The organism is Phocaeicola oris (genome assembly GCF_021295095.1).
GTDB classification, from domain to species: domain Bacteria; phylum Bacteroidota; class Bacteroidia; order Bacteroidales; family Bacteroidaceae; genus Phocaeicola; species Phocaeicola oris.
The window spans coordinates 1-12,890 of record NZ_JAJLQX010000018.1; the positions used below are offsets into that span (position 1 = coordinate 1).

The following is a 12,890-nucleotide window of genomic DNA, read 5'->3' on the forward strand; positions in this document are numbered from 1 at the left end:
TTAAGCTTAGCAAGGTGTTATGTTCACCCCGTAGCTGCAGATTAAAGATAAGTCTAAATCATAAGAAAAAATATTGTTATTAAAATTATTTTTGGAGCAACAGCTCTTTGATTCTGCAAAGTAACAGTAAGTTTGTGTTATGGGTGCCCCATAACCTCGTCCCAGCTCTGCGTGACGAAGCATCCCGTTGGTCTATGATTCAGAAAACAGATAATGATATGACAAGAAATTCCGGAGGACGACCTCCTCTAAAAATAGAAGAAAAAATGAACTACCGTGTTTCTGTAAAAATGAACACGGAACAGTATTATACATTAAAGGCCAAAGCTCAAAGTGCCGGAATGACCATACCCGAGTTTGTCCGTGTAACGATATTCAAAGTGAATGTCATACCACGACTATCAAAAGATGAAGCGTGGCTCATCCGTCAATTATGCGGTATGGCAAACAATGTTAATCAACTGGCACACAAGGCAAATGCCGAGGGATATTTTACGGTGACCAAAGAGTGGGAGCAAATGGCTGTACTTATAGATGAACTTATTAAGCGTATCAAAAAATGTTCGGAAAAATCATGATTAGAACAAACTTCAGACGTGTTGTAGATTATGCCATAGACATGAAGAAGGATGCTGAATTGATCGATTCAGAAGGTGTTCGCACAAAAGATAATGCCTCCATCGCCGAGAGCTTCGAAATTCAGGCACAAATGCGACCACAAGTAACCAACAAAGTAGGGCACATTGCCCTTAGCTTCTCGCCCGAAGACCGAGACCGTTGTACCAATGAATTTATGGTAAGGGTTGCACAGGAGTATATGCAGCGCATGGGTATCGGCAATACTCAATACATCATTGTGCGACATTACGACCATGAACATCCACACGTCCATCTGATCTATAATCGCATCAACAACGATGGGAAAACCATTTCTGACAGTCATCAGCGTGACCGTAATCGGAAAGTGTGTAAGGAACTAACCATGAAATATGGCTTATACATGGCTACAGGAAAAGAGCAGGTAAACAGAGACCGATTGCGGCAACCTGACAAATCAAGATATGTCATTTACGATGCTCTTAAAATTCTATTGCCACAATGTACGAGTTGGAAGGATTTACAGAGTACACTTGCCGAGCAGGATATTTCATGCGAGTTTGTTTATAGAGGTCAAACAGGAGCTATTCAGGGCGTTGTCTTCATCTTAAATGGGTATCGTTTCACAGGATCAAAGATCGACCGTCGGTACAGTTATTCCAAGATAAGCAAGTCTCTACGGCTGAATCAATTGGCAGCAGAACGACAAAAACGCTTAGCATCTGCCGTTTCCCCTCATGTCGCCAATTCTGTAGGTATATCGCAAGTTCACACCTCTCATCATTCTCTCACCAATATAGTGAATCAGAACGCCAATACCAACTCCCGCAATGCGGAGAACGAAGTGGGTGGCTATGACGATGTGGATAATGAGGAAAACTTTAAACGCAGAAATGGGCTAAAACTTTAGCAGATCATAAATACAATAGAAATATGGATATAAAGATTATAAATGTCCTTTTCACTGATAAAATGAAACAGGGCAAACTGTTAGCAAAGAAACTGATAGAGTTGTATGGAAAAGTCGTAGAATTGAACCTACTGATTGATAAAGAAACGAAGTCGGTCCCTTCCCTATCAGGAGATGTACAGAAGTTGTTAGACGAAGAACCGTCTCAATCCTCTGTGGAGGGATGGGCAGAACGTATCAAAATATTCTTTCAGACATTACTCTCGCCTGTTGATGATACGATAAGGCTTGTAGATGTTGCTACAGTGCAGTTGCAGAACAGACCAAGAGAAAACTCAGAAAATGGGAACCTCCCCCTCACTAAATCCGACCTGATAGCCATGTGGAATGCCGAGGTACTCGAATTTGAGGTAAACCAACAAATCAGAGATATTGATGGGGAGCCGATTACTGTTTTCGAGAACTTCAAAGAACGACCAGCCGAGTTTCTTCTCAGAATGGATTACGAATTACGCAAGGGCAGCAATAGACTGGATATGTTGACATACAAGATGAACGATGCCGCTAAAAAACAGTTTGCCGAAACAGTTTCCCAAATGGTGCTGGAGAAAACTACAGGTAGAATTGCTACGAAAGTTGCGGATCAGGTTACTGAGAATATATCTAAAGTCATCAATACTCAGTTGTCGAACAACAAGAAAATGGCTAATGAAGGGCGACTACTGTCCAAGCCACAGAATAAAGCGCCGCAGTTAGGCAAGAAACGATGGACACAGCTATATCTCAACAATGAAGTTCGGTGTCTGTATATCTTTATCACTTTCTTGCTGCTGTTTATTGTCTGCCTGGGATTTGCAAATGGAGAAAAGACGAACATCATCAACAGATACGAAAGCATATTGGGGTACAATGCCGACAAAGCATTACAATTCGATTATATCCAAGCGGTTGGCCAAGCAACACCTGCAACACTCTTAAAACTGGATTCTATCTTCGTTACCCATCGTTTACCAGAAGCGATTAAACGGATAAAGGAGTATGTCGCCAATTACCAAACTGCACAGAAAGAAGCCATCAACAAGCGCATTCGTGAGGATTTGCAGCGAAAAGAAAAGTGGAAGTGATGAGGAATAGTGATTTCATTAGAGACTGACGCACTTTCGATTCTTGCAAGCCTTTCTTGTGGCTTTTTGCTCCTAGGGGGAGTAGCAGGAATTTACGCTGGTTATTGTGGTTGACTAAACTTTAATCCCCGCCTTTTCCCAACCGTTTGATAGCATTGAGATAATCTCGTTCAACATCACTGATGGTACGCTGTTTGTATTTCCGATATTCGTTTGTGGCATGCTCCATAGCTTCCTCATGCGACACGCTTCCAGCATCTTGCAAGAGTTGTTCGCCTGACATGGTGAGAAGTCGGTCAAGGTAGTTGGCCCAATCATTCATAGTCATCGGGTGTTCCCTCTCTGCCTGACGCTCCGCAAAATCCAAATATCCGGATACTAATTGTCCCATGGCGTGAAGTTCTTTCTCGTTGAGATAGTTCTTTGCCGTGCGAGCCTCCATCAGTGTGGGCTGATTGCCCTTGAAAGTAAGCAATCCCATAAAGTCCTTTTCTGCGTCTGCACGTTCCACAATGAGTTCTGCAGCAGTATGCCCATGGATGGCATAATGAATTTTGTTTTGCACCTTCTGGAAGAATTTCTGCGATACCGACGCACGAGGATCATAATCGATACTTGTGGCGTAAATCTCCAATACTTGACGATACAACACCTTCTCAGTGGCACGAATATCCCGAATACGTTCCAAAAGTTCCTTCCAATAACCTCCGCCACCTAACTTCTTCAAGCGTTCATCATCCAGTGTAAAGCCCTTGACAATATACTCTTTCAGCCGTATGGTTGCCCACTGACGGAAACGTGTTGCTATGATACTACGTATCCGATAGCCAAGAGCGATAATCATATCCAGATTATAATAAGTAGTTAGGTATGACTTGCCGTCCGCAGCAGTTGTTCGGAATTTCCGAACAACTGAAGCTTCCTGCAATTCACCCTCCTCAAAGATATGCTTGATATGCTCACTTACATTAGATTTGCTGGTCTGATACAATACACACATCTGTGCCTGCGTTAGCCACAATGTTTCATCTTCGAGCTTCACATCTATTTGGGTCCGCCCGCTTTCATCTGTGTATATGATAATCTTGTTTTTTTCTTCCATTTATTATAACATCTATGTCAACTTTTTATTTTATAGGGCCTCTGCCATCATGGTATAATCACGTTTGTCTGCTGTATTAAGCAATTTAGTAGAGACATAATTCAAATGTAGGAGAAGATGAGAGCTGGCTCGCTTCAAGCTTAGAATACAAGCCTAATCTCTCTTAGATTGCCTAACTTCAAGCATTGGATAATCTATTATCTTGTCCCTTCCCAATAGTGTATCTATTTTATTCCTTCCTATTACATATCTCTTTTCATTTGGAATATATGCAACATCATTTGTGCCGCCAGGATAAAATAAAATCATATCAATAATGAGTCCAGTCAAATACTCTTTTTCTTTGTCATGCGGAATTATCAAATTGAAATGCCCCATCTCTAGAGTTTCATTAGGGAATATTGGTTCCATACAATTGCATGAAATTTTAAGCCTCTTTTCATCTAATGCAGTGTAAGAAAAGCCCTCATGAACTGGAAACTTAATATGGCAATACGCAACAACCTTGTTTAGATAAATATTTAGTTTATATGTTTGACAAACTGAATATCCATCATTTGTTATTTTAGCCATAAACTCGTATTCATCCTTTGTTTCAGTACTCTTCATCTTATATAGCCCGCAACCGTCAATCGACAAAGGAGGATTAGCTTGTCTGTTCATTATATCGCGGATTTCAAAATCTTCCATTATTTCAATGGTTGCATTTCGCCTTATATGGTATAAGTGATTGGTCAGATTTTGATGAGCTGTTTGACTTTTAGGCACCTCGACTACAAAGATTCCGCCTTCTTGATTGTATGGGATATATGTTATCTCAATATCCTTAATGCGTGGAGATATGTTTGATGAAATAATTTGGGCAAGTTGATCTTTGGACATACTATCAGAAGGAATTGGCTTAATTTCTTCTGGTATAGCATGTTCTTTTGTGGTTTCCTTTTGATTTAACCCATAGATAATAATTCCACCATTTGCATTTGCCATGGCACTAATATCTTTTGCAATATCTTCTCGACGCTTTTGTTTGTCATCAGCAAACGAGCGTTTATATTCCATTTCCGTTGATTCTTCAACAGCATTGCTAATCAGCAAACGAATGTCTTCTATTGTCTTTATACTCATAAACACCATTAAAAATCTACTTCTAAAACATTACCATTGTCCCTAAGCCAGATCTTCGCGTTTTCGTATGATGGAATTTGAATTGATACTATATTCCAAAACTCCGAAGAATGGTCAGAAACTCGAAGATGAGCTAATTCATGCACAATCAAGTACTCAATGACAAATATAGGAGCCTTGATGATGCGCCAATTGAAATAGACATTCCCCTTAGGAGTACACGCCCCCCATCTGTATTTCATTGTATCAGTAACAGAACAACTATTATAGTTAACACCTAACTTTTGGGCATACGACTTTGCCATTGGTTCAATTTTTGTAAGTGCGTATTTCTTATACCACGCCACGAAAAGTTCATGCGCCCTTCCCTGATTGTTTTTTGAGATGCGAAAAGAGAAACCATCGTATTGAATGCCTCTTATATTTTCATCAACCACAAGTAGGGAACAGTTTCTGCCCATTAACATCATGCTTTCGCCTGATACAAATTCCTTCTTGGTTGGCTCTGTCGGATATTTGTAAGTGTCATTGACTTTCTCTTCTATCCACTTTTTTTTCTTTTCAACTATTTCTTGAATACGCGAAGCAGCGAGGCCTTCAGGGGCCTTCACAATCACCCGTCGGTCCCGTTCCACGACAATACCGATAGTTTTTCTTCGATTACTGTATTCGATTTCGTATAGCATTATAAATCAGAAATTATAGTTGTATGTTTGGTTTTCGCCACTTCCATAATCCTGGTAATGATCTGCTGCCGTTTGGCGACAATACCCGGCATTGAGCAAAAATCAGGAGAGAGAAGAATTTTCTGTAGTTCACTTTTCAGCTGATTTTGAGCCGGTGTACTGTTCCAGAAACCGCGAAGGCGAAGTTCGGTTTGCAACTTCTCAACGATGTTGATGGTCAAGGCGACACACTTACTTACCTGATCTTCCGTAAGTTCTTCGTCGTTGTATAATTCTGACTTGAAAATACGGAAGAATGTCATCTGCCGCTTACGATCAAGCCCATAGGTGTTTTCCTTTTCACGGTCGCGTATGCGCTGACGCAGTTTCTCCAGCTCTTCGTATATCTTTTTCCAATTACCCATAAAGTCCTTCAGAATCTCTTCCAGAGCTTTAGAGAAAGATGCAAAAAGTTCAGGGTCTTCATCAATATTCACTTCTATGTAATTTCTGATGGCATGTTCTGTGGCTGCCGCCTTTGTCTTTTCAGACTTGCGCTTCTTGACTTCCTCGGTAAATTTGTCGCTAATAATAGAGATGGGCGCTATCTTTTCTTCGATACCCTTGGATTTGAGATACTCGTCAGCGATGGCACGTAGCTTTTGCGGGATGCCTTTCATGCTGAATCGACCATCCCGAAGATGCTTTAATGCCAAAGCGTTTATCTCTGTAAACGATTTCCAGTCCATCAGATAATCCAAAGCCTCTTTCTTGGGTAGGACTGCATTAAACGCCCAGGTGAAATCTCCATATAGCTCCAGCCATTTTGCACGTGCTTCTTCGTCATAGAAGAGATCAAAGAAAGCATCCTCGTCTGTGAGATCAGTCAATCCTTGTTCCTTCAAGAAACTCCAAATGGCAGCATGCGTTTCTTTTAGTTGTTGTAGCAACTCCTCCTCATCGACTATGCAAGTAAGTGTTTCATCGGTTTCATCTGAATCAATTTTACCTTGCTTCTCATCGTAGTAATCAATGGCTTTTTTGAGATGATGGCCTATACCAACGTAATCCACAACAAAGCCGTAATCTTTGCCATCCCCACCCACACGGTTAGGACGGGTGATGGCTTGAAGCAGATTGTGAGCCACAAGTACACGGTCAAGGTAGAGCACCTGCTCTATTGGAGCATCAAAACCTGTAGTGAGCATATTGTTGACGATGATGATGCCCACATCGCCTTTGATTGTCGGGTCTTCTTCGTCCTCACCATCGTAGGGCAGTTTGAAAGCCTTGATGCTGCGTTTATGATAGGTAGAGTCTGTGTATTGCTTTATCTCCAGTTCATCGTTGCGATCACCTGAAATTACTACAGCTGCACGTACCTTTTTCAATCTTTCTATATCGATGCTTAGAGGATTGTCGTTTTCAAGTTCCTCAATCTTAGCTTTTAGCGCTTCTTCTATCATGCGTTTATACCTTACAGCGGCAATTCTGGAATTGGCAATGACCTGAGCCTTAAAACCACCTGGGAAAATTTGCGAAACATAATGGTCTACCATATACTTTGCCTTCTCCCTTATAGTGTTTTCGCTGTCAAGGTATGCGTCGCGAGAACCAAAGCCCAAAATTTGCAAACGTTCCTGTATGTTATAGTCGCTGAATACATCTTCAAACTTTTTGTCCATACCCACTTTGTCTTCTACTTCAGCATTGTGGGTAAAGCCCTGATAGATGATTTCAAGTGTAACGCCGTCGTCAATGCTTTGGCGCATGGTGTAGCTGTCTATATAGTCTCGGTATAAGCGTTCGGTTTTGGGGGTAGGTGTACCCGTAAAACCTATGCGAGTGGCGTTAGGCAGGGCACGCTCAAGGTTGGCGCCCAGCAATGAGTATTGTGAGCGATGAGCCTCGTCGGTGAGAATAAGCACCTTCGGACTTTCATTCAAGACAGGGAAAATCTGTATATCATCCAACTCGCCCGATTCCTGGAACTTATGTATCATGGCCATCACAAGGTCGGAAGTGTTGGTACTCAGAAGTTCCTTCAGACTGCACATAGGCTTGTCTTTCCTTGGATTGATAAACTCTGCTTTCTTGAGGTTAAAACCTACGCCGCCACCGGTGTCGCCTAATTGCTCTTCAAGCTGTGTGCGGTCAGTGACAAATACCACCTTCCACGACTGCAAAGCGGGTATAAGTTGCATTTGGCGCACCAGGAACATCATGGTGAGCGATTTTCCAGAACCTTGCGTATGCCACAGTATGCCGCCACGCTCTTCTTTTGTCTTGCCATTTTGCAGGCGTTCCACCATTTTCTTAACAGCACGGAACTGCTGATAGCGACAAACTATCCTTATTTTCTTGCCCTTGTCGTTGATAGAGAAGACCGAGAACACGCGGATGATGTCGAGGAGGTTTTGGTGTGAAAGCATACCTGCCACCAGCCGCTGTTGGTCATTGGGTGCACTCAGCCCGTGTTTCAGGTCGTTCAACGTCATGGGGTATGGGTCGGTCCAACGATAGAAATACTTTTCACGCTGGGTGGTGACGGTTCCTGCCTTCGCTTCATTCCGACAAGTTACTATTAAGAACTGGTTATATTGGAACAGAGCAGGATTCCCCTCGCCTGTGTCACCACGTTGCTCCGAGTAGCTCATCAATTGGTCAATGGCTTCGGGCAATGGTTCTGATACTTTTGGCGATTTAGCCTCCACAACAACAATCGGCAGACCATTTAGGAACAAAACAATGTCTGGAATAATGTGATGATCTGTACCGGGAATAGCCACCTTGAACTGCGATATGGCAGTGAAGATATTGTTCTCTGGATGGTCGAAGTCTATATATCGAACTGACGGCGACTGTTCGCCCGTCTGCTCGTTTCGTGCCACCGACGTTCCTCCAACCATGAGATTGAATATGCGCTCATTGTTTTCGAGTAGGGTACTACCTTTTTCATAAGTGGTAATGCTGTTGGTCACTTCGTCTATCTGGCTGTCTGTCAAGAACGCATTGATTTGCTTCAATGCCTTTCTGAGTTTAGGCATCAGCACTACTTCGGAGAACGATGTGCGGTAGCTCTCAGATGGCTGTTGTTGCATCTTGAGCTCTATCACCTCGTTAGCACCATTTTTCCAGCCCAACTCTTTCAACTGTTCCATGAAAGGGTGTTCCACGCTGATATACTCATCGATTTTCAGTTGTTGCCGACGAGATGTTTCATATGTATTGTCGTTGGTCAGTATCATAAACCAATATTTTTTAGATTCTTACTCTGCCTGTGATAAGGTCTGAAAGGAGACCTTGCTTTTGATTTTGCAGTGATTTTATTTGCTCTGAATGTTTGTTTTTAAAGGTAATAATATCTTGAATTGCTTCTACAATTAAATGTTGTTCTTCCGATGACGATGGAAAGGAGATATAAAATTCCTCAACATTTTTTTTCGTTATATTGGGGTCTTTCCTTATACTGACTGCATTCCTCCTCCATCGAAGTCTGTTTTGTTGGAGATAATAAAGAGTATAGTATGGATTTATATCAAATCGCGGAGATGATAAGGCACAAATTGCTTGGTTTATTCCAGACTTCATTTTTAGAATTGCTGTCCTTCCTATTTGGATCCACCCACCATACATGGCTATCAAAACAGAACCTTCCGGTTGCAATTTAAGAGGCGTGTTTTGCATACAAAATTCCGAAATATATTCATCTGTCTTATAGATTTCACCCTCATTCAAATCTAAAGTTTTTGTCCAAGGGTAAATTCCCGACTCGAAAAATCGTGATACACTTCGCGAGGGAGTAATACCTGATTTTATGGATGAATAAATCTCTTTGATAGTTTTACATTCCCATTCCTCAGGTATTCTTCCCAGCGGTGAATCCTTGAATTTATGAGTTTTCTCGCGCCGTACATTGCCGTGGCTGTCAATACCTCGGGAGAGCAAGTCTTGCATCAAGCCTCGCTTTATCAGTTCGTATTTATCAATGAGCGATTGCGTTTGCAAAAGCGTATCATCAAGTTTGGATAATGCGTCGGCGATACGTTGTTGCTCATCTTTCGATTTGGGAATGATTATCTCGTGCCGCTTAAAGTCCTTCTTTTGAAGATGTTTTAAACCGCTTCCTTGAAAATAATTGATGTCAATGTATTGCTTCAGAAATAGCAGTATATAGAACATAAATTTGGGACAGATGTCTTCTTTAGCTCCAAGCACGTAGGTATCGGTGGAATAGGCTGCTTCACCATTGAAGTATTTTACATTTGCCATTCCACCTGTAGCCAGATATATGTTCTCGCCATCCACAAGTTTACAATCGTGTTGCAGAACAGCCTCGCCACTTGTGAAGAAGGGGTACCAACCATAGTTTGCAGCATCGTCCACCTTTATGGGCGACTTTCCACGTTCAACGACACACTCACCGATAGTAATCTTACGCCAACCTTTTGGAATAATGATTTTTTCCTTCTCCATATCAGTCAACGTATTTGAGTTTTTTGAGGATATCGTTCAGTTCGTGCATCACACTGTCGCGATCTGCTGTGATCTGCTTTGCCGATACGGCATACTTGTCATACAGATGTTCACTGGCTTCAATTACTTCTCTCCACGCCTGCTCGATGTAGCGATTAAGCTGGTCGGCAATGATATTGTAATGCTTCTGCAATATCAAGGTGCGCGTTTCCTCTTCGGTTATTTGGCCGCCAATAGATAGCATGGCCGCATCATAGCCGCTGAGCAGTTGTTGTATCTTCACAACTTCCTTCTGAAGTTTAGTAAACTTCTTCTTCGGCTCTTTGAGTATATTTTTAGCCTGAGCTACTTTTGTTAGTAAAGCGTTCTGTTCGGCAGTCCTCTTGTTTTTGCTTGAGGGTACCGACTTTTTTATCTCGTCTAATGAGGCAAGAATGGATTCTATAGAAACATCTTCTGCGGGAATACAGAATTGCAATCCCGTCTGTTCAAGGAAACCAGTGGCGTGTAGGGTTATTTCTCCAATCTCATTGTTTGCTTGATTCAACAATCTTTCAGCATATTGCTTTTTAGATTCCGCGCCAAGACACTTCAATTCCAAGTGCAAGTCGAGAGTTTTTTGCAACTGGTCATACTCTGATTTTGCAGTCTTTAGTGCTTCCTCACATGCTTTGAGCTTTGCCGAATACACCTCTAAATCGCTGGCTTCCTCAGTTCCATCTTCACAATCCTTTAGTGCTATCGCAAGTTGCTCGTATGCCAGTTTGGGCGTGTGCTTTACGTCTTTCGCGTCTTCATCTTCGGTAGGTTCCTCGGGCTCATACTCAACAGCTTCAAGCACTTGCTCGACAACATCTTCCAACTTGACTTCGCAGTTTGTAATTTCTTCTCGTTTCTTGTCAATAGCTTGCTGCTCACCGGAAAAAAACATGGCAGTAACAAGATCGTTATATTCGGGATAGATAAGGTCAATATCCCATTTGCGTTGCATGATGCTCTTCAGGTCATACTTGACCCCGTCCCACCAGTTGACAAAGATTCCAGCCACCTGATGTTGGTCGAGCATACCTATAGGTTCAAGAGCCTGACGCATGGAGTGCATCAAACTGTTGCGGACTTTCGGGAGCAGTGCGTCGCGATGTCCCGCAATAGAGGCAAACTCTTCGCTAGCAGTTCCCCACCATGCAGAAAGGTGGTTATGCAGCTGCGACACTATAGCGTTTACCTCACCGCTTTCTTCAACAGCCTTTTTAATCTCATCGCGATTGTTTACCGAAAATTGACGATAGGTGTCATTGCCGTCCTCGAAAAGGGTAAAGGTGTCAAAATGTATCTTTGAGGAAAGAGTATTATTGATTTCCTCAATCTCGGAAGTAGGGACACCACCCACCAGATGGGCATGAACGTCATGGTGCTCGGGTGCAGGAGTGTTGTCTACATACTTGCGGATATTTAGAGTGTAGTCGTTTTGCTCAATCTCTGACAAGTCAACCAAACGTGAATAGTTTGGTACTTCCATCTTGTTTAGATACACGTAAGAAATCTTTTCTATGTCTTCTGGGCGAAGAGTATTTTGCTTTTTACCCTCTTTGTATTCTCTATCGGCATTGATAAAAAACACCTTGCCCTTCATATCTTCAGACTTGCGTTTTGAAAATATCATTACGCATGCAGGAATGCCAGTGCCATAGAACAACTGCGGTGGAAGCCCTATCACACCTTCGAGCACGTCAGCGTCACGTTGAAGCATGGCAGTACGGATTTCCTTTTCTTTTCTGCCTCTGAACAACACGCCATGAGGCATGACTACCACCACACGACCACCCTTTCTTTCATCACAGCTGGCCAGCATGTGTTGAACAAACATAAGGTCTGCCTGTTTGGCATCCTCTGGCGTGAAGCCATAGATGAAACGGTCTTTGTACTGCATTTCCTCAGTAGAATACTTCTGAGAAAATGGTGGATTGGCAATCACACGGTCAAATTTCATAATTTTGCCATTCTTCGTGTGTTGAGGGTGTTCGAGTACATCGCCTAATTTGATGTGAGAATCAGTGATGTCATGGAAAATCATGTTCATCTTACAAATGGCTACAACCCCATCTTTGTTGTCTTGACCATAAAGTGCCAAATTCTTCGGGTTTTTGCCTTCATCTTCAATATACTGGTACGCCTGAATAAGCATACCTCCTGAGCCAACAGTTGGGTCATAAACAGACATACCCTCATCCACCTGCAACAGTTTCACCAACAGGCGTACAACCGTACTGGGCGTATAGAATTCGCCACCTTTCTTACCGGCACTATCAGCAAAATATTTCAGGATAAATTCGTATGCAGCACCCAATAAGTCAGGAAACTCAAAATTTTTGTTCAACAGTGGAGGAAAGTTATTGAACTCCTCTATCATCTTGCGAAGATCGCTATTTTTTATGAAGGGCGTGCCGTCACCGTTTTTCTTGTTAAAGTCAATACGGTCTATGAGAATGCCCTGTAACACATTTTTATTGGCATCCTCAATGGCAGCCAATGCCTTGTTCAGCATCGATCCAATATCTGTCTTGAGATCGCGCAAGGAAGGAATCTCGGTTTCATTCTCCTCGTCATACCAGCCTTCATTCCATCTGGCACGTTTCGGGATAAAAAAGGTGTCGCCGTATGTGATCGGGTCCTCTAATAATATTTCGAGTGTTTTGTCAGGAAAATGCTGATAATCTTTCTTTAGCTGCTCTCTTTTCTCCTCAAACACATCTGACATGCGCTTTAAGAAGAGCATGCCAAATATGTACTCCCTGTATTCTGATTCCTCCATGTTCTTGCGCAGATAATCTGCAATACGCATGAGGAATGATTCCAATCCGCTAAGTTTGATTTTATCTTTCATTATTTCC

At 42.3% G+C, this 12,890-nt stretch carries 9 protein-coding genes; 3 read left to right on the forward strand and 6 right to left on the reverse strand.

The window, feature by feature from the left end; translation table 11 throughout:
• Positions 1 to 218 precede the first annotated feature (218 nt).
• Genes LO761_RS09435 through LO761_RS09445 form a run of 3 tightly spaced genes read left to right on the forward strand, consistent with a single transcriptional unit; the run spans position 219 to position 2,631 of the window.
• Positions 219 to 578: a MobC family plasmid mobilization relaxosome protein gene (locus LO761_RS09435; RefSeq protein ID WP_272818038.1), complete on the forward strand. Its 360-nt coding sequence runs from the start codon at positions 219 to 221 to the stop codon at positions 576 to 578.
• Complete coding sequence (locus LO761_RS09440; RefSeq protein ID WP_272818039.1) at positions 575 to 1,507, forward strand: relaxase/mobilization nuclease domain-containing protein; 933 nt, start codon at positions 575 to 577, stop codon at positions 1,505 to 1,507. The genes LO761_RS09435 and LO761_RS09440 overlap by 4 nt, the downstream gene beginning before the upstream one ends.
• 23 nt (positions 1,508 to 1,530) lie before the next feature.
• Positions 1,531 to 2,631 carry a hypothetical protein gene (locus LO761_RS09445; RefSeq protein WP_272818040.1) on the forward strand — a complete coding sequence of 367 codons (1,101 nt, stop codon included), beginning with the start codon at positions 1,531 to 1,533 and terminating at the stop codon, positions 2,629 to 2,631.
• A 121-nt stretch (positions 2,632 to 2,752) separates the two neighbouring features.
• Here LO761_RS09445 and LO761_RS09450 read toward each other — a convergent pair whose 3' ends face one another.
• The 6 genes from LO761_RS09450 to LO761_RS09475 form a co-directional block, all read right to left on the reverse strand.
• On the reverse strand, positions 2,753 to 3,733 hold the full coding sequence (locus LO761_RS09450) for a virulence RhuM family protein (RefSeq protein WP_272818041.1): 981 nt from the start codon (positions 3,731 to 3,733) through the stop codon (positions 2,753 to 2,755).
• A gap of 153 nt (positions 3,734 to 3,886) precedes the next feature.
• The gene (locus tag LO761_RS09455; RefSeq protein ID WP_272818042.1) at positions 3,887 to 4,858 is read right to left on the reverse strand and encodes an AlbA family DNA-binding domain-containing protein; all 972 of its coding nucleotides are present in this window, start codon (positions 4,856 to 4,858) and stop codon (positions 3,887 to 3,889) included.
• A gap of 8 nt (positions 4,859 to 4,866) precedes the next feature.
• On the reverse strand, positions 4,867 to 5,544 hold the full coding sequence (locus LO761_RS09460; protein ID WP_272818043.1) for a M48 family metallopeptidase: 678 nt from the start codon (positions 5,542 to 5,544) through the stop codon (positions 4,867 to 4,869).
• The gene (locus LO761_RS09465) at positions 5,544 to 8,771 is read right to left on the reverse strand and encodes a type I restriction endonuclease subunit R (protein WP_272818044.1); all 3,228 of its coding nucleotides are present in this window, start codon (positions 8,769 to 8,771) and stop codon (positions 5,544 to 5,546) included. The genes LO761_RS09460 and LO761_RS09465 overlap by 1 nt, the downstream gene beginning before the upstream one ends.
• Positions 8,772 to 8,784: 13 nt before the next feature.
• Positions 8,785 to 9,999: a restriction endonuclease subunit S gene (locus tag LO761_RS09470; RefSeq protein ID WP_272818045.1), complete on the reverse strand. Its 1,215-nt coding sequence runs from the start codon at positions 9,997 to 9,999 to the stop codon at positions 8,785 to 8,787.
• Between the two features lies 1 nt (position 10,000).
• Positions 10,001 to 12,883: a type I restriction-modification system subunit M gene (locus LO761_RS09475; protein ID WP_272818046.1), complete on the reverse strand. Its 2,883-nt coding sequence runs from the start codon at positions 12,881 to 12,883 to the stop codon at positions 10,001 to 10,003.
• Between the last annotated feature and the right edge of the window lie 7 nt (positions 12,884 to 12,890).

Coding starts and splice junctions, on each gene's coding strand:
- LO761_RS09440 (WP_272818039.1), top strand. CDS start 575: ATGATTAGAACAAACTTCAGACGTGTTGTAGATTATGCCATAGACATG.
- LO761_RS09455 (WP_272818042.1), bottom strand. CDS start 4,858: ATGAGTATAAAGACAATAGAAGACATTCGTTTGCTGATTAGCAATGCT.
- LO761_RS09450 (WP_272818041.1), bottom strand. CDS start 3,733: ATGGAAGAAAAAAACAAGATTATCATATACACAGATGAAAGCGGGCGG.
- LO761_RS09435 (WP_272818038.1), top strand. CDS start 219: ATGACAAGAAATTCCGGAGGACGACCTCCTCTAAAAATAGAAGAAAAA.
- LO761_RS09470 (WP_272818045.1), bottom strand. CDS start 9,999: ATGGAGAAGGAAAAAATCATTATTCCAAAAGGTTGGCGTAAGATTACT.
- LO761_RS09475 (WP_272818046.1), bottom strand. CDS start 12,883: ATGAAAGATAAAATCAAACTTAGCGGATTGGAATCATTCCTCATGCGT.
- LO761_RS09460 (WP_272818043.1), bottom strand. CDS start 5,544: ATGCTATACGAAATCGAATACAGTAATCGAAGAAAAACTATCGGTATT.
- LO761_RS09465 (WP_272818044.1), bottom strand. CDS start 8,771: ATGATACTGACCAACGACAATACATATGAAACATCTCGTCGGCAACAA.
- LO761_RS09445 (WP_272818040.1), top strand. CDS start 1,531: ATGGATATAAAGATTATAAATGTCCTTTTCACTGATAAAATGAAACAG.